This is a genomic window from Streptomyces sp. NPDC032721, assembly GCF_055579625.1.
On the sequence record NZ_JBVIMX010000046.1, the window covers coordinates 5,306 to 21,720 of the forward strand.

The window sequence follows — 16,415 nt, forward strand, 5'->3', positions numbered from 1 at the left end:
CCGTGGTCAGTTGCCGATTCGGCAACTGACCACGGCACTGACCATGGCCGTCGGCGGACTGACCATGGGGTGGCCGGGCGTGGTCAGTCCGGCCGGTGGTCAGTTCAGATCTTGAGTCCTTGGTAGCCGGGGCCGAGGCCGCGTCGCCGGGGCCGGGCCGCAGTGCGGGGAGCGGGGACGGCGGGCACCGGGGCCGGTACGGGCGCCGCCAGGATGCCGCCCGCCTCCTGGCCGTCGTCCTGGCCGTCGCCGAGCGGGCCGCCGTCGAGGTGGTGGCGCAGCCGGGTCGCGGAGAGAACGGCGGGGGCCAGGAGGCGGGCGGCGTCGGCGTCGAGCTGGCCGAGGGCAGCGAGCAGGACGTCGAGCGCGTCGAGGGCGTCGTGTGTGCCGCCGCGGTCGGCGGGCCAGCCGGGGGCGACCGCGTCGGCGAGGACGCACACGGCGTCGGCGGCCGCGTCGGCGAGAGCGGGCACGGGGCCGGCGGCGGGCGGGGGAAGCGTCGTCATGAGGTGTCCAACGATTCCACCGCCCGGCAAGCCCCGGTGGAGCCGGGCAACCCGTTCACGGCAAGCGACAAGCCTCGCGGGGCACGCGGCAACCGGCCGGGGTCACGGGCTGCTGAGCGCAACTGCGGCAATCGCCGTGCCGAGGATGGCGACGAACGTCGCAACGATCGTGGCGCCCACGGTGATCAGGGCCCCGGCCCGGGGGTGCCGCCAGGCCAGGTAGATGCCGCCACCCACCAGGAGCAGCAGCACGCAGCCGAGCAGGATCAGGGTCACCAGGGCGTGCAGGGAGAGAGTCATGGTCACTTCCTTCGTTGATGTGTTGGCCCGGCCCGGGGTGGGCGTGGGCGGTGGTACAGCGGCTCGCCCCTTTGGCGGCGGGGTGGGCAGCGGACAGCAGCGCCCCGTCCGGAACTGCGGACGGGGCGGGGTGTGCTCGGTGGTGGGGCGACTGTGCAGAGGGCAGGGGCAAGCGGCGCAAGTCCCTTCGAACGACAGGTCAGTCGATGGCCCCTTCAGGAAGGAAGGGAGTCGGTTACCTACGCCCCTCCAGCCCTCGGGACAGGTCCAGCGGGCCGAATGCCTCCGCCGGACGGCCGCCCCCCATCCCCCCAGGCGCGCGGTGCGGGCCCGCCGGTTGAACAGGTCGTGCAGGAGGACGAACTCCAGGGAGGCCCCCGGGGACGGGCTCGATGTCGCTACCGTGAGCGGTACGGCTCATCCGTACCGGCATCAGGGAGGCCCGTGGTGGCCAGGCTGACGACATGGAGCAACGGGCAGCAGATCGAGCTGCCCGACACGATCCCCGGCATCCGCGAAGCCCTGCCCGCCGGGCGGCGCGAGGACTTCGACCAGGCGGTGGCCGAGGCCTCCGTCGACCAGCTGCACGCGGTACTGCGGCACTGGCTGTTCGAAGTCGCCGAGGACGACCAGGAGCGCGAGCTCACCGCGCAGTTGAGGGAGCGGGAGCGCCACGCCGGATGAGCCGGTACCGCATCACCTACGCCCCGCCGGCCGACGCCACGCTCGCCAAAATGGGGAACAGCGAAATGTTCAAAGCCGCGGTGGCCGGGACGCTCGGTGCCGATCCGTACGGGCACGGTTCCACCCCGGTCGGCGCCGACCGCGACCGCCGCGAGGCCACCGTGCACGGCGCGTTCGTGCGGTACGTCGTCTCGCCGTCCGTGCTGACCGTGACGGTGGTCCGGCTGATCACCATCGAGTGATCGCATGCCTACTGAGTACGTCGGTGTCCTTCGCCGAGATCAGGACGCCGCCCCGCACGAAAATCCGACACCTCCCCTCCCGAACTGCCGGGAGAAGAGGTGTCGGCGCGCTGGACAGGCTTGCCGAGGGGGTCTGACCAGGCACAACGGGCCGTGTCCGGTTCGGGGGTGCCTACCTCCGGTGCTACCTGCGGTGCGCCGCTGATTCCCCCTGTGCAGCACCCTGTGCAGCCCCCTAGCGGTGCAACCCCCCGGCTTGCTCATCAACAGTGCCGGTCGGCGGGGCCGGGGCGTCCGGGCTCCTGGTGGTCGTCCGCGAGGAGCGCGAGGAGGCGTTCGCAGCCGTAGGCGAGTTCGCGCAGCCGGACCGTGGCGGCGGCCAGGCCGTGGGTGGGGCCGGACTCCAGGGCGCGGCGTGCGGCGTCGTGGGCGGCCTGTTCGCGGTCCCACTCGATGCTGCCGTGGTACATCGCGTCGAGGACTGGTTTGGTCTCCTTCAGGAGCAGGGCGACGTGCCCGCACAGCAGGCTGGTCAGTACTTCGACGTCGTCGGGCCGGGGCAGTGGGTGGCCGGCGCCGAGGACGGCCAGGGCGCGGGTGACGGTGCTGGTCATGACGCCGGTGTCGAGCGGGTAGGCGTGCGTGGCCGGGCCGTCGGGCTCGGCAATGAAGTGGTTGGACATGGGGGGGGCCTCCGGATCGAGCACTCGTGGGAGTGCGCCCGCCGGGGCCGCCGTGGTGCTGCTGGGGAGTGGGCCCCGACACCGTTGACGCTAGGGACGCCGCAGTCCGGGGCTCAACGTTCTTGCGGGTTTTTGCGGAGTTTCACCCGGCGCGGCGGATCAGGGCCAGGGCGGCGGGGCCGTGGACGGCGTGGGTGGCGAGGTCGGCGAACGCCCGCTCGTAGAGCGCGATTTCGCCGGGGGCGGTGAGGGTGACCCGCGCGGACAGCAGCTCGATGCCGACCTGGGCGTCGTCGTACACGGTGAACGACTCGGTGGGCCACAGCGGGCGCGGCGCGCGGGCCGGAACGATGCCCAGCGAGACCTGCGGCAGCCCGGCCGCCTCCTCCAGGTGCGCGAGCTGCTCGTCGACCACGTCCTGGTCGACGACGAGGCGGGAGTGCAGCACCGGCTCCTCGATGAGGAACGCGAAGGTGCGGCCGCGCTTGTGCAGCACCTTCGAGCGCTTCACGCGGGCGGCGGCCGCGGCGTCGATGTCGGTGGTGGTGTGGTGGAACCGGCCGTACGCGGCGATCACGGCAGCGGCGTACGCGGGGGTCTGGAGGAGGCCGGGCACCACGTGCGAGCAGTACACCCGGAACTGCCGGGTGCGGTCCATCAGCGGTACGAGTTCCCGCTGGAGGCTGGTCAGCCCGGCCCGGTTGAGGCGCCGCCACTCCGTGTACATGGAGTGCGCGTTGCGGGCGGCGGCGATCAGGTCGGGTGCCTGGTCGTCGGCCCCGCAGGCCGTGCACCAGGCCCGCAGGTCCGCATCCGTCGGGGCGGCCTTGGCGTGCTCGATGCGGGAGGTCTTGGCCGGGTGCCAGCCGCAGGCCAGCGACAGGTCGCCGCTCGCCAGGCCCGCGTCCAGGCGCAGGTGCCGCAGCCGCATGGCGAGCGCGACGCGAGCAGCCTGGGCACTGGACAGGGGCGAGGACATCGTCAGGTCGGCTTGTAGTCCTCGAACGGCACCGCGCGCTCCCACACCGCCGCGAACGCGTCCCGGCAGAGTGCGGCCACGGCCGGATCGTCGGTCAGCTCGCCGCCGGCCGATGCGCCGTTCCCGGTGAAGTGGTTGAAGCGCACCACCTGGTCGTCGATCAGCCAGAAGTCGTTCCCGGGCAGCGCGATGTCCGAAGCCTGGCGCCGGGGCAGGTAGCGCAGCTCCTCCCCGGCCGCCACGTTCACCACGGCCCCGGCCAGGCCGTAGCGGGCGTAGTCCGAGAGCGGCTCGGAGACGATCCGGGCGCGGCGCACGGTCACGCCCCGGGCCACGGTGCGGCGCACCAGGTCCACCCAGAACGCCCAGTACTCCGAGGCGGGGTCGACGTTGCGCTCCCCCGTCGCCAGCCAGGCGGCGAAGCCCGCGGATTCGTGGGCGACGCCGTACGCGTCGCGCATCTCCAGGTGCACGGCCGTGCGGCGGGCGCCGTCCAGCAGGGCGTCAAAGCCCGGCACTTCGCCGTTCTGCGGCATCGCACGCCTCCCTCAGGATCTGCACCATCCGGGCCGGGATCCGCACCACACCCTCAGTGGCGGGCACCGGGCCCGTGGCCAGGCACTCCGCGAGCATCGCGTCGTCGGGCAGCCAGCCCTGGACGACCACCTCGGCGGACTTGTCATCGACCCACACCGTCGGGCACTGCCCGGTATCGGTATTCGGGTCGATCCCTACGAACCGTAGAGCCATGATCGCCTCCAACTCCAGCCCCATTGCAGGAAATTGCGCACCACCAGCCAACCAGCAGCGCACGGCCGCCCGCCATAGCCGGACCGGGCCACCCCGCCTACGCACCCGCCCTCGGGCATGACGAAGCCCGGCAACGAAGTCGTTGCCGGGCTTCGGCGGTGCGGTGGTGCGTGCCCCGGACGGCGGAGCACGCGCGGGCCGGCCGCGCTCAACGACCGGCCCCCACACGCTTTCTGCGGATCGTCCTGCGCCACCACCCACTCGTCCATCACCCGCACGAGTGACCGACAGGCTGTCCCGTTGACTGTCGCGCGCCCTGTCGCGCGCCCTGTCCCGCTGTCCCGTCCGGAGCGGCCCCTACGCGCGCGCACGTCACGCGCGCGCGTGGGGCCCCGGATTCACCGGCGACGGGACAACGGCGGTGAGGACGAGGAACGGGGGCCGTCCGCCGCACCCGCGATGATCGCCATACGCCCCTGTGAGCGCCGATCTTGACCCTGGGTCACCAGGAAGTGCCCGGGAGGGGAGTTCGGCGCCCACAGGGCCACTCAGGGGCCTAGACGGCCTTCCCCTGCTCCGGATCCATGCCGTCGAATGCGGCGCGCTGCTCTGGCGTGAGTGCGGCGATCTGCTCGTCCGTGAACGTGTACACGCCGACCCCGGTGGCCTGCGGGTCTTCGTACTCGGTGTCGGTGCGGGCCATATCGCGCAGGCGACTGTAATGGAACTGGTGTGCGACCGTAATCGTGGCGCAGGGCCCGTTGCGGTGCTTGCCGACGATCAGGTCGGTCTCGCCCGGCCGGGTGGTCGGCTCGTAGTAGTCCTCGCGGTGCAGCAGGATCACCGCGTCCGCGTCCTGCTCCAGCGCCCCGGAGTCGCGCAGGTCGGACACGGCGGGCTTCTTGTCGGTGCGCTGCTCGGACGCCCGGTTGAGCTGCGCCAGCGCGATGATCACGGCCCCGGTGTCGGCGGCCAGCACCTTGAGTTCGCGGCTGATCTCGGTGACCCGCTCGTAGAGGCTCTGCCGGGAGGAACGCTGGTCGGTCTGCATGAGCTGGAGGTAGTCCACGACCACCAGCGGGGCCTGCCCGCTCTCGCGGGTGAGCTGCTTGATCCGGGAGCGGATGCGGGCCGGGCTGACCCGGGAGCTGTAGTCGATCCACAGCGGCAGCGCCTTGAGATCGGGCACGAACCGGTCGAGCCGGTCCCAGTCGGCCGCCGTCATGCTGTCGACGCCACCGCGCAGGTGGTGGAACGCGACCCGGGCCTCGGCCGCGAGGATCCGGTTGTTGACCTCCGGGCGGCCCATTTCCAGGCTGTGCACCAGCGTGGTGCGCCCGGTCGCGGCCGTCGCCAGCGCGATGCCCAGTGCGAACGCCGACTTGCCCATCCCGGGACGTCCGGCCACCACGACCAACTGCCCGGGGGTGAGCTGCATCAGCAAGTCGAGGTCGCTCAGCCCGGTGACGGCGAGGGGCTCCACCGTGCGGGTCAGGTCGTCCAGGTGCTCGTCCAGGTGCTCGCCGAGCCGCCCGTACAGGTCCGCCTCGTCCGGGTCGGACCCGGTGAGCTGCTCCAGCTCCGTCTGGTGGGCGGCGATCGTCTCGGGCAGCGCGAGCGGGTCGGCCTGCCGGGCACCCTGCATCGCCCGCACCAGCGTTGCCTGGTAGCGGCGCACTTCGGCGTAGCCGTGGATGATCCGCGCGTAGTGCTCGGCCTCCGTCGCGGTACAGGCCTGCGCCGCGAGCTGCGACAGCCGCAGCAGTCCGCCGGCCCGCTCCAGCTCTCCGGCCCGCCGCAGCTCCGCCTCCACCGAGGGCACCCCGGTCGGGCGCCCGGCGCCGTGCAGGCGCACGACCGCGTCCCACACCGGCTCGTTCGCGGGCACCGACCAGTCGCCCTCGGCCAGCACCCGCGCCGCGTCCGCGACCGGGTCGTACACCCGGGTCGCCATCAGGCACGCCCCCAGCACCGCGCCCTCGGCCTCCACGCTCGCCGCCACCGTGTCCGGCTCAGCCGCCCTCGGGGCGGGCATCTCCACCGTGCTCATCGCACCTCTCCCGCCGTCAGACCCGCATGGGCGCACCGCACCTGGGGGCCGTCATCGTCGTCATCCAGCAGCCACCCGTAGTCGTCGCACGCCGCACACGCTTCGACCGCCGACCGCGCCGCAGGCACACCAGCACCCGCAGCCGGGCCTTCCACCGGGGCCGCCGGGGGGTGGACCATCTCGCGGCGCACCAGGTTCGGCACCCGCGCCCGCGCCAGCGTCGTCGCGTGGTTCTTCACACCGGTCGGGTTCTTCGTCAGCTCAGCGGCCAGTGAGGCGTCCAGTTCCCAGCCCTGTTCCGTCGCAGCGTCCAGCAGCAGCGGAGCGAGCTTGCGGGCCTGCTGACGCCCGACCGTCCACGGGTACGGCAACCGCCCCAGCCACACCCGTGCCGTTGCCAGCTGTTCTTCGGTCCAGACGGACCCCGCCTCCTCCTCCTTCTGTGACGCGAGCGCATCAGTGGTGGAGGAGAGGGAGGAGGAGGTAGTTACCTCCTCCGGGGGGTGTGGGGGGGAAGCCGTTCCGCTTCGCCTGACAGGAGAAGCGGTCTGACCTGCGGAAATGCGCCGCTTCCCGCTTCGCCTGTCAGCGCGTGCCTTGTCAGCGCGTGCCTTGTCAGGAGAAGCGGTCTGACCTGCGGAAATACTGTTACTAGTGGGTAGCTTCGTATCCGCTTCGCCTGTCAGGAGAAGCGGGCCATTCTCGGGTGAACCGGATGCCGTGGGAGGGGTCCAGTTGGGGTTCAGGACAGGGAACTCGAAGAACGTGTACTCGACAGCACCGAAGCTGCCGCCGTTCTCCTGGGAGCGGTGCAGGAAGCCAGCCGACCGCAGCCGCGCAACCGACTCGTACACCGCCTTGCTGCCGATCAGGCCCTTCCCGTTCGAGCTCCGCACGTCTTCGCGGCGCAGCGCCTCCACTAGCTCGTCCACGCTGAACGACTGGCCGTCCTCGCAGAGGAAGTGGATGTGTGCCAGCACCAGGAAGTCCAGGGCATGACTCAGGCCCGACCCGTAGACCATGTGCCGGTACAACGGCACCGACGGCCGCAGCGCAGGCGCTCTCCCGGTGACACGGGCCGTCCCCGGCTCGTGCCCAAGGTTCTCTGTCACAGCGCCACCACCGACGCCGGGGCGAGCACGTCATGCCCGGTGGTCTGACCTGCTGTGACGTGGCCCTCTGGTCTGCTGTCCTGTCGTGCACGTACCCTCATGGGTGAGCGCACCTCCGTTCATCACATAGCTGAGAGTGCATTTCCGTTTAGGGATGGCCGTCCTTAAACGGGCGTTCAGGCCCCGCCTAGTGCGGGGCCTGTTTCGTTTCTAGTGAGCCGTATTTCCTACTCGGTGCTTTGTTCGTTCGCCGGAGTCGCAAGAGGAGTCGACCACCTGAGAATCGTTGCGCCGCCCGCGATTTTCACCGCGACTTCTACAACCCTGCCGTCGGTGAGGAAAACGGATCGGACGACCTGAGTGACAATTACGTCTCCGGCGGTCAGGCCAAGTGCCGATTTCTCAGGGTCAGTTGCCAGCCGCGAAGTGACCTCTTCCAGAACATGATCCTGTGCGAGTCCGAGCCGTTCGGCGGCCAATTCTCGCGATCCGCCGGTGGAAACCATTTCTGTCAGCTCCGGCGTTACCGCGATCACGTACGCCGGGTAATACGAGCTGCTGAGGTGAATCGGCACACCGCCCCTGCTGACGAGTCGCTGGCGTACGTGCACGGGTGTGCCCGGTGCGACGTCGAGGCGTGGCGCGATCAGTTCGTCGGCACCAACGGTGCCGACGTTGAGAATGCGAGACGTTTCGCCGCCGCCGAGCGCCGTTCCTGTGGCTTCGTGGAGCTGTACGCGTGAGGCGATGTTGTTGCTGAGCGGCGCTGCGACGACCGTTCCCACACCCGCCTTGGGCAGCGTCAATCCTTCGCGCTTGAGCATCTGATAGGCCCTGTTGGCGGTGGTCGTCGCCACGCCATACGTCTCGCAGACCTGCCGCAGCGACGGCAGCGTGTCGCCGGGCTTGAGGATGCCGTCCTGGATCTGCCGGCGGTAGTGCGCCGCGATCTCTGCGTATCCGACTGTGTCGGGCACCTCTGTCTCCCTCCTGTGCTCGCACTGCACTCCCCTGAGTGCAGTGATGCACCCCTGAGGCTACGCCACGTGGGAATTCATCGCTAGTACTAGCGCCTCGGGCGCCTAGTGCTCTACCTTGAAGGAGCACCAAGCCCCGCCCGGGAACATGCCGGATAGGGCACAGGTGTGCTCTGACCTGCGGAAATGCAGGTGCCCGGCCGGTGTTCCTAGCACCGACCGGGCGGCGGTACCGGTGTTCCTACGCACCGGTACCGCTGTCAGAAACCCCTGATCAGAAGGGATTCGGACGTGTTGATGGTTGCAGATTGGGGGCGCTGGTGGCGCCCCCGGCGTGTCAGGTGTGCACGCCCGGTGCAGGTGACGCGGACGGTGTTGCCGTCGAAGTGCCGTACCGCCGTGGGGCAGTTCGTGCCGGGGCCGGTCACGCCGGTGATCGGCGGGGACGAGCTGCGGATGCGGACGTTGCTGCGGCAGCGGCTGGACGGTGTCCTGTGACCGGGGCGGGCGGGGTTCCCCCGCTGCCGCCGGGCTGGCCGCAGGCCCGCCGCCTGGCCGTGGTGCCCGTGCAGGAGCACGGCGAGCACGACCAGGACCAGCACGCCGACTGGTTCGACCGGTTGTTGACCGACCCCGAGTTCGGGGTGCAGGCCTCCGGCCCGGCGGCGGCCGAGGTGCCGGTGTGGTCGCTGCCGCACGTCGACGCGATCCCGGACCGGGACCCCTCCGACGCGCACTTGATCGACTGGGACCGCGTACGGAACGCCGTCCGTGCCGTGCACCCGGTGCGCACCCTCGTACTGCTCGGAGTCGCGACGCTGCCCGCGTTCCTGTGGGCGGACCGGGTGGCGAACCCGATGTCGCGGGACGTGTCGGTCGACGCCGCCTTCGCCGCCGCCGTCATCACGTCGGCGGTCGCCGGAGTCGGCGCCGCGTGCGGCGGGCGGATCCGCCGGTGGGCGTGCGCCGCACTGCTGGTCGCGGTGGTCGGCGGGACGCTGATCGCGGACCCGACCCGGCACCTGATCTCGTCCTGGATCGTGGGTGCCTGATGGACTGGATCACGATCACGCACGTGGTGACCCGGGCGGGCGCGGCGTTCGGTTTCACGCTCGCGGCGGCCACCGCGATGTGGGTTTTCTTCAAGAACAAGCGGAGCCTGAAGGCGCTGAAGAAGAAGAAGTTCTTGGTCCCGTGGCTGGGGTCGTTCGTGACGATGGTGCTCGCGTCCGCCGTGACGGGCGGTCTGGTCGGGAAGATCAGCGGCGGGTTCACCGGCACCGGCAACCGGCTCGGCCAGGAGGTCGGCGGCATCGCGGTGGGGCAGGCCGGGGCCGGGGCGATGCCTCTGTCCACCGGTGAGGTCCTGTCCTACAGCGGCTCCTGGATCGCGTTCATCCTGGTGCTCGGCTGGCTGCTGTTCCTGTGGTTCGCGAAGAACTGGGAGGAGCGCACGTTCGCCGTCTCCGGCGGTCTGACCGGTGCGACCTGGGGAATCACGGTCGCCGTCGGCGGCTGGCTCTCCGCGCTCGGTGTCCCGCTGGTCTCCTGGCTCGGGAAGGTGCTGATCGGATGAGCACCCGCCGCCGTGTACGCCGCACCCGCTCCGGCGCCCGCCAGCTCGCGAAGTTCCTGACCCACTGGGCGGGCGGTCACTCGGTCTCGTCCGAGGAGCTGCTGCGCCGGATCGTGAAGTCCCGGGCGGAGGCCCACCAGGACGCCCTGCTGGAGCACCGTCGTGACATCGAGCGCGCCCACAAGCACGCGACGAAGTTGCGCGAGCGGGCGGCGGAGGACGGGGGCCTGGTCCCCCGCGACAAGGCGCGCCTGGAGGCGGCCGAGGCCGAGGCCGCGCGCGCCGCCCGGATGCTCGCCGCTCTGGGAGCGTTCGAGGTGCCGACGGTCAATCCGAAGCAGGTGCGCCACTCCCGCCAGCGCATCGCGGTCGCCCGGTGCGTGCTGCTGTCCGTTCCGGTCGCCGGGATCGGCGCCGCCACGGTGGTGGGCGGGGCCTGGTGGTCGGGGCCGGCCGCCGTGGTCCTGGGCGTGGCCGGGGCATGGGCCCGGGGCCCGGAGCCGCTGGAACTCACCACACGTCCGGTCCCGCCCGACCTGCTCGCCGCGACCCCGGGCGTCGTTCCGCCGACCGGTGGGAGCGTTCCGGCCGGTACGTGTACCGCTCCGGGCGCGCCGGTCCCCGTGCCGGGCGCACCGGGCGGCGCTCCGGGCCTGGGCGGTGTGGTGCCCGCGTCCGCCGACATGGTCACCGCCCTGTCGAAGGCTCTGGCCGCGTGCCGGGTGATCCCGCGCGGTACGCACGTCACGCTGGTCGAGGAGCCGGAGGTGTCCGAGGCACGGTGGACGGCGACGATCCGTCTGCCCAAGGACACCGGCGCCACGGTCGAGGACGTCGTCGCCGCCCGCAAGAGCCTGGCCGGTGAGCTGGAGCTGGACCGCGCCCGCCTGCACGTCGAGCGGGTGAACGGGGGCGACGACAAGACGCTGACGATCAGCGGCTTCACCACGGACCCGTTCGAGGAGCCCGTGGTGTGCACGGCCGACATGCTCGGTGACGTCGACGTCTGGGACCAGGGCATTCCGGTCGCGTTCGACGCGTGGGGCCGTCTGCTCTACGTCAGGCTGCGGGACGTCTCGCTGCTCCTCGGCGGCTCCAGCCGCTCCGGGAAGGGCGCCGCCCTCCGGCTGATCATCGCCGGATGTCTCCTTGACCCCCGGGTCAAGCTGCTGCTGGCCGATGGCAAACACCCCGGCCAGAACAGGTGGCAGGGCCTCACGGACTGCCACATCCACGATCCCCAGACGCGGGCCGAGCAACTCCGGTTCGCCCTGGAGGACCTGGTGGCGGAGATGGGCGAGCGCGGCGCACGGCTCGCGGCCGCCGGGGTGGAGTCCCTGGAGGAGCGCTCCGACCTGGTGGGCAGCGAGGGCCTGGAGATTCAGGTGGTCGTCGTCGACGAGGTGTCTGTCTTCACGACCGACCCCAAGCACGGCAAGGCGATCACCAGGGCGCTCACCGACCTGTCCGCCCGCGGCCTCGCGCTCGGCATCGTGCTGGTGCTGTCCGCGCAGGCGTCATCGGTCGAGGTCATCTCCCGGATGATCAGCGCCAACCTGGTCTGGCGGTGGTGCATGTACTCCATGACCGCCGTCGAATCGAACTCGATCCTGGGCGACGGGATGGCCGGGCGCGGCTACAGCGCTCACCTGCTGCCCGAGACGCAGCGCGGCATCGGGCTCCTGCGGGCGCACGGCCGGGTCATCACCCTGCGGTCCCTCTGGCTGGACGGCGAGGAACTGGCCGAAGTCCAGGACATGGTCCGGGCGCTGCGCGGCCAGCGCGGCACGACCGTGACTGCCGCTCCCGTACAGGTTCCGCCGGCACCGGTGAAGGAGCCGGTGGAGGCCGTGCCCGAGGCGGACTGGTCGGTGGTCGACGGATGGCTGAACGCGCCGGACGCCGACGGCCACGAGGACCAGGACGACGCGGACCAGGAGGACGACGACCCGAAGGCGCAGGCGCTGGAGGTGATCCGCCAAGCCGGGCCGCAGGGCGTCAAGCGGGCCGCCGTCGCGGACGCGATCGGCGCCTCCCGGACGACCGTCGGCGGATGGCTCAAGGCGTGGGTGGACGAAGGCCTGGTCGAGGTGCTGGGCAGTCCCCCGCACACCCGCTACGCGGCTACCGACGCCGGTCAGTAGCCCGTCACTAGACCCCGCTCTCTACAGACGAGTGCAGGTCAGAGCGCTACGACGTACTGACGACCCGTCGTCGGTAGCCGTCGTCAGTAGCTCGTCAGTACCGGCTGTCAGTAGAGGACGGCACAAAAAAAGAAGCCCCGGACGACCGCCCAACTGCCAAGAAAGTCGGTCGCCCGGGGGACTGAACCCCGAAGGGAACAGCTCATGATGACGCACTACGACCCCCAGGACGACCCCCGTCTGGCCGGGCACGCCCGCGAGTACGACAGCGAGACCGGTGGCTGGACCAGGGTCCCCGACGACCAGCAGCAGGGCGGTTCGGGCAGCGCCGGGGGTGGTCGGTGATGGCACGTCACACCTCCCCCCGCTGCCACGGCCGCCGGATGCGATACGACTCCCGGTCCGGACAGTACGTCTGCCCCCACTGCGGGGGCTGGAGGACGCAGGCCGTCGCCCTGCTCATGGCCGTGGTCGGGGGTGCCCGATGACCCGTCAGCAGGTGTGGGGCTTACTCGCCCACATGTGGCAGTGCGCGAACTGCGGGGCGTGGATCGTCTCCGACGACGCACCCGCCAACGGATGCGGGGCCTGCTGATGAGCAAGCCGCAACTGCCGCTCCGGCCGCAGCCGCACGAGCGCGACGGCCGCCAGGAGCCGACCCCGCCCCCGGCCCGCCCGCACACCCGGGCGGTCTGACCGCCCGTCACGGAAGCGCACCCCACCCCCGAGAGGATGTGGGCGGGGCATTGCCACCGTGGCACCACCCGCACCACCCCGGGCCGGGCACACCCCGTGTGCCCGGCCCACCGTTCCGCACCCACGAGATCAGGAGTGACATGACGACCACGATCGAGCCGGGCACGGTCCCCGGCCCCGCCCCCGCACCACAGGACACCGACCCCGTTCCGCCCGCACACAAGCCCGCCCCGCGCCCGAACGGAGACGTTCCGCACGCAGAAGAGGACGTTCCCCCGGCACGGGAGAGCACACCGCCGAAGCGGCAGCGGGACCGGTCGGGTGCCGCGATGCGGTGGGTGATGTGGGCGATGATCCCGGGCGCCATCGTGATCGCCGGGGTCGGTTTCGGCGCCTCGTACAACGCCCTGCGCGATCTGGCAGAGGCCAAGGGATTCGGCGCGTTCGCCCGGTACGTACCGATCGGGATCGACGTCGGCATCGTCGTGATGTACGGGCTCGATCTCGTGCTGGCCTGGCGCCGCACCCCCAAGCCGATGCTGCGCTGGATCGGGCACGGCCTGACGTTCGCGACGATCGTGTTCAACGCGATGTCGACGGGCCGCTCGGTGTTCGCCGACCCGGTGGGCGCCGCCGTCCACGCGGTGATGCCCGTACTGTTCGTCGGCGTCGTCGAGGCCGCCCGCCACCTGGTCATCCGCACCGCGCAGGTACGCCTGGGCGAGTCGTCCCACGTGGGCCTGCACCGGTGGCTGCTCGCCCCGTGGCAGACCTGGCTGCTGTGGCGGCGGATGAAGCTCTGGGAGATGCCCGCCCGGCAGGTCATCGAGCTGGAGCAGAGCCGCAAGGTCTACCGGGCCTGGCTGGAGCACAAGCACGGCAAGCAGTGGAAGAAGAAGGCGCGCGCGGAGGAGCTGCTCCCCTTCACTTTGGCCCCCTACGGCCTGGGCGTGGAGGAGGCGCTGGCGCTGCCCGCGACGCAGCAGGCGGCCGAGACGGCCCGTCAGAAGGCGGAGGAGGCCCGCAAGGAGGCCGCGCTGGCGGCCGAGGAGCTGCGGCGCATCGAGGCCGAACGGCGTACCGCACAGGCCGCGATCGAGCGCCGGCGGATCGCCGCGATGGTCACCACGGCGGACCATGAGATCGACGCGGAGACCACCACCGCCGAGGCGGAAGCCCGTGTCGCGAAGACGTCGGCGGCGGCGCACGCGGAGACCGCCGCGCGCACCGCACAGCTCACAGCGGAGGCCGCCCTGCGCAAGGCGGAACGCGACGCGGCGGAGGCGGAACGCCTCGCGGAGCGCGAGGAGGCGGCGGAACAGAGCGCGGCGGAGGCGGAAGCCCTGGCGCGCGAGGCGGCGGCACTGCTCGCAGAAGCCAACGACCGTAAGAAGGCTGCGGACACGGCCGCCGCAGCGGCGCGTACGGAGAAGGCGGCGGCGGAAGAGGCGAAGACGGCTGCGGAGTACCGGCTGCTGACGGAACGCATGGCACGCGACCTGAAGATCGCGAACGCTGAGGCGGCGGAGGCCGAGCAGCGTACGGCGCAGGCCCGCGAGGAGACCGCACGCGCGGAACTGGCCGCGCGGGAGGCCGAGGACGTCGCCCGGCTCACCCCCCGGGAGCGCGACGACCGCCGGGTCGCCCGGATGCTCCTCGCGGCCGGAGTCACCGCCAACAGCACCGACCCCAAGGACAAGGACGCCGTCTCGCTGGAGGAGATCAGCGCCGCCCTCAACGTGCAGAGCACGGCCGCCGGCCAACGCCGCCAGGCCGCCTACGACCTCATCAAGGCCGGATACACCGGCTGACCCCACTGACCCAAACACTGACCCACCGACAGAAAGCGCAGGCCACCACCATGAGCGACTTCCTGCACACCAAGGCCCAGGAGCTGACGAACGCAATCGCCGCCGGGGACAACCCCGGCATGATGCACGCGCTCCGCGAAGCGATCTACGAGAGCACGGGCTCCGTCACCGACCGCCTGCGGGCCCTCACCGAAGCCGTCGAGGACAACAAGACCGCCAACTGACGCACGTACGACCAGAGCGAGGCCCCGGGGCGAGGAAAGCGCCCCGGGGCCTCCGTGCTGTTGTAGCAGGACGCCAGCATCAGTGGACGACCAGCCTCAACGGACCCCCTCTGACCAGCCATTTAGGCCCGGAGCGCCGCACGCGCCCCGGGCCGGAACGCGTGCGGCGCTCCGGCCCGGCCGATTCACCCCTGCGGGTGAATTCACGCCCTCGCGTACACGGGCGGGTATCTGACTGAAAAGCCCGAACTTTGCGTGTTTCAGGGCTAGTTGACAGGTTTGCGGCGGTCTGTCACGTTGTCGTGTCATCAGACCGGGAGCGGTAGGCGACCGGGCGACGCGAAGGGGAAATCCCATGTCGAAGCAGCAGCCCACATCGCCGCTGGAGCAGGCTCAGGAGGCGAAGCGCCGCCGGGACCTGGGCGGTGAGCTGGAGGCGATCACCCAGGGGCACGGGCAACTGGAGAACGCGCCGTGGGCACCGACCCGGGCCGGGGACGTCCTGGTGGTGACGTACGAGGCGTACCAGGACACCCCGCAGTTCACCGAGACGTTCGAGGTCGTCAACTCCGGCCTGGAGGCGTGGCCGGACCAGAGGGAGCTCCGGCTCCTCGGGCACACCTCACCCAAGGGCGAGGAGCACATCGCGTGGTTCGCCGGACCGTCCGAGTGCCTGGGTGGCGACGCGATCGAGACCGCGTGGATGGAGGCCGGCCCCGACCGGCTCACCCTCATCCGCGACGGCCAGGTCCTTCACCAGGGCCGCCACGCCGAAGGCCTCCCCGCCAAGAAGGAGGAGAGCACCACCCGCGGCTTCTTCCAGGAGGGCCGCACCTACGGCACCCAGGACGGCTACACCGCCCCCGAAGACTCCTGGTTGTTCGACTGCCGCCACGTCACCAAGACGCCGGGCGACGCCGACACCATCGCGTTCGGGTTCGTCCGCGTCGGCCGCGGCCGCTGGACCCCCACAGGCTTCGGCCGCGCGGACTGGGACCGCGCCACGTGGACCGAAAACCCGGCGAAGGGCGGGAAGTGACCGTGGAGCACGGCTGGTGCGAAGACTGCGGACGCTCGTACTGCCGGGACTGCGGCATCCACTACTGCTGTGAGCCCTGCCCCTGCGAGAAATCGCACAACTGCGAATGCGAATGCAGCCGCTATGACCGCTGGCTAACGGTCGCCGAATAGCGGCGTGAATTGGGCTCGCATTTCTTTGTGGAATGCGGGCCCTTTTTCGTATTCGGGTGGGGTGGGTTTTGGTGGGGTGGGTTCAATTCGGCCCGGCGGGCTGTGAGTTCGAATCCGTCTCCTGACGGTCTGTCAGTTTGGTGTGTGTTGGTGGTGTCGGGGGGTGGGGTGGCGTGTGCTCGGGGTGTGTTTGTGCTGGTCAGAGCGGTGTGTGGAGGGCTTGGTGGTGGGGGGTGATGCGGGAAATGGGGTGGCGTGCGTCCTCGGAGGGGGTACCGTGGTTCTCAGATCGGCGGTAAGTTTTTTTGCGTTGGATGCAGTGGGGTGCGGTCGGGGCTTCGGGTTCGGGGTGGGGGAGTAGGTTCCTCCGGTTCTGACGGTGTGTAGTCGAGTTACGGGCGATCGGCCGGCACCCTCGGCCGTAGCCAGCCCCCGCGAAGCGGGCCAACGAGACTGCGGAGCAGGCGAGTTGCTGGTGCGGAGCACCAGA

19 protein-coding genes are annotated in these 16,415 nt (G+C 71.0%); 10 read left to right on the top strand and 9 right to left on the bottom strand.

Translation table 11 applies throughout. From position 1 onward, the window contains the following. Positions 1–104: 104 nt before the first annotated feature. A complete protein-coding gene (locus ACZ5PB_RS42655; RefSeq protein ID WP_468699055.1) occupies positions 105–506 on the bottom strand; it encodes a hypothetical protein in 402 nt (133 codons plus the stop codon). Positions 507–608: 102 nt separating this feature from the next. Next, on the bottom strand, positions 609–806 hold the full coding sequence (locus tag ACZ5PB_RS42660) for a hypothetical protein (RefSeq protein WP_468699056.1): 198 nt from the start codon (positions 804–806) through the stop codon (positions 609–611). 447 nt (positions 807–1,253) lie between these two features. Between ACZ5PB_RS42660 and ACZ5PB_RS42665 the strand changes: the two genes are divergently transcribed. Then, positions 1,254–1,490, top strand: coding sequence for a hypothetical protein (locus tag ACZ5PB_RS42665; protein ID WP_468699057.1), 237 nt, complete (start codon positions 1,254–1,256; stop codon positions 1,488–1,490). Next, on the top strand, positions 1,487–1,732 hold the full coding sequence (locus tag ACZ5PB_RS42670; RefSeq protein ID WP_468699058.1) for a hypothetical protein: 246 nt from the start codon (positions 1,487–1,489) through the stop codon (positions 1,730–1,732). Before ACZ5PB_RS42665 ends, ACZ5PB_RS42670 begins: the two co-directional genes overlap by 4 nt. A gap of 263 nt (positions 1,733–1,995) precedes the next feature. Here the strand turns inward: ACZ5PB_RS42670 and ACZ5PB_RS42675 are convergent, their stop codons facing one another. The 7 genes from ACZ5PB_RS42675 to ACZ5PB_RS42705 form a co-directional block, all read right to left on the bottom strand. Continuing rightward, positions 1,996–2,415, bottom strand: a complete 420-nt coding sequence (locus ACZ5PB_RS42675) for a DUF6415 family natural product biosynthesis protein (RefSeq protein ID WP_468699059.1) — start codon at positions 2,413–2,415, stop codon at positions 1,996–1,998. Positions 2,416–2,557: 142 nt separating this feature from the next. After that, positions 2,558–3,394: a Scr1 family TA system antitoxin-like transcriptional regulator gene (locus ACZ5PB_RS42680; protein WP_468699060.1), complete on the bottom strand. Its 837-nt coding sequence runs from the start codon at positions 3,392–3,394 to the stop codon at positions 2,558–2,560. A 2-nt stretch (positions 3,395–3,396) separates the two neighbouring features. Then, positions 3,397–3,930 carry a DUF6879 family protein gene (locus ACZ5PB_RS42685; protein ID WP_468699061.1) on the bottom strand — a complete coding sequence of 178 codons (534 nt, stop codon included), beginning with the start codon at positions 3,928–3,930 and terminating at the stop codon, positions 3,397–3,399. Continuing rightward, entirely contained in the window at positions 3,899–4,144 is a 246-nt protein-coding gene (locus ACZ5PB_RS42690) for a hypothetical protein (protein ID WP_468699023.1), read from the bottom strand. The genes ACZ5PB_RS42685 and ACZ5PB_RS42690 overlap by 32 nt, the downstream gene beginning before the upstream one ends. Positions 4,145–4,700: 556 nt before the next feature. Next, entirely contained in the window at positions 4,701–6,194 is a 1,494-nt protein-coding gene (locus ACZ5PB_RS42695) for a replicative DNA helicase (RefSeq protein WP_468699063.1), read from the bottom strand. Further along, positions 6,191–7,216, bottom strand: coding sequence for a hypothetical protein (locus ACZ5PB_RS42700; protein WP_468699065.1), 1,026 nt, complete (start codon positions 7,214–7,216; stop codon positions 6,191–6,193). The genes ACZ5PB_RS42695 and ACZ5PB_RS42700 overlap by 4 nt, the downstream gene beginning before the upstream one ends. A gap of 317 nt (positions 7,217–7,533) precedes the next feature. Next, positions 7,534–8,283, bottom strand: coding sequence for a GntR family transcriptional regulator (locus tag ACZ5PB_RS42705; protein WP_468699067.1), 750 nt, complete (start codon positions 8,281–8,283; stop codon positions 7,534–7,536). A gap of 372 nt (positions 8,284–8,655) precedes the next feature. On the opposite strand from ACZ5PB_RS42705, the gene ACZ5PB_RS42710 reads away from it, so the two are divergent. From ACZ5PB_RS42710 to ACZ5PB_RS42745, 8 genes are all read left to right on the top strand, one after another. Beyond that, positions 8,656–8,781 carry a hypothetical protein gene (locus ACZ5PB_RS42710; protein WP_468699068.1) on the top strand — a complete coding sequence of 42 codons (126 nt, stop codon included), beginning with the start codon at positions 8,656–8,658 and terminating at the stop codon, positions 8,779–8,781. Then, positions 8,778–9,335, top strand: a complete 558-nt coding sequence (locus ACZ5PB_RS42715; protein ID WP_468699070.1) for a hypothetical protein — start codon at positions 8,778–8,780, stop codon at positions 9,333–9,335. The genes ACZ5PB_RS42710 and ACZ5PB_RS42715 overlap by 4 nt, the downstream gene beginning before the upstream one ends. Then, entirely contained in the window at positions 9,335–9,859 is a 525-nt protein-coding gene (locus ACZ5PB_RS42720; RefSeq protein WP_468699072.1) for a hypothetical protein, read from the top strand. Before ACZ5PB_RS42715 ends, ACZ5PB_RS42720 begins: the two co-directional genes overlap by 1 nt. Then, on the top strand, positions 9,856–12,003 hold the full coding sequence (locus ACZ5PB_RS42725) for an FtsK/SpoIIIE domain-containing protein (RefSeq protein ID WP_468699074.1): 2,148 nt from the start codon (positions 9,856–9,858) through the stop codon (positions 12,001–12,003). Before ACZ5PB_RS42720 ends, ACZ5PB_RS42725 begins: the two co-directional genes overlap by 4 nt. Before the next feature lie 204 nt (positions 12,004–12,207). Then, positions 12,208–12,348, top strand: a complete 141-nt coding sequence (locus ACZ5PB_RS42730) for a hypothetical protein (RefSeq protein ID WP_468699075.1) — start codon at positions 12,208–12,210, stop codon at positions 12,346–12,348. 491 nt (positions 12,349–12,839) lie between these two features. After that, complete coding sequence (locus ACZ5PB_RS42735) at positions 12,840–14,510, top strand: DUF2637 domain-containing protein (protein ID WP_468699077.1); 1,671 nt, start codon at positions 12,840–12,842, stop codon at positions 14,508–14,510. Between the two features lie 50 nt (positions 14,511–14,560). Beyond that, a complete protein-coding gene (locus tag ACZ5PB_RS42740; RefSeq protein WP_468699078.1) occupies positions 14,561–14,734 on the top strand; it encodes a hypothetical protein in 174 nt (57 codons plus the stop codon). Positions 14,735–15,089: 355 nt separating this feature from the next. Next, positions 15,090–15,773 carry a hypothetical protein gene (locus tag ACZ5PB_RS42745; RefSeq protein WP_468699079.1) on the top strand — a complete coding sequence of 228 codons (684 nt, stop codon included), beginning with the start codon at positions 15,090–15,092 and terminating at the stop codon, positions 15,771–15,773. The last annotated feature ends 642 nt before the right edge of the window (positions 15,774–16,415 follow it).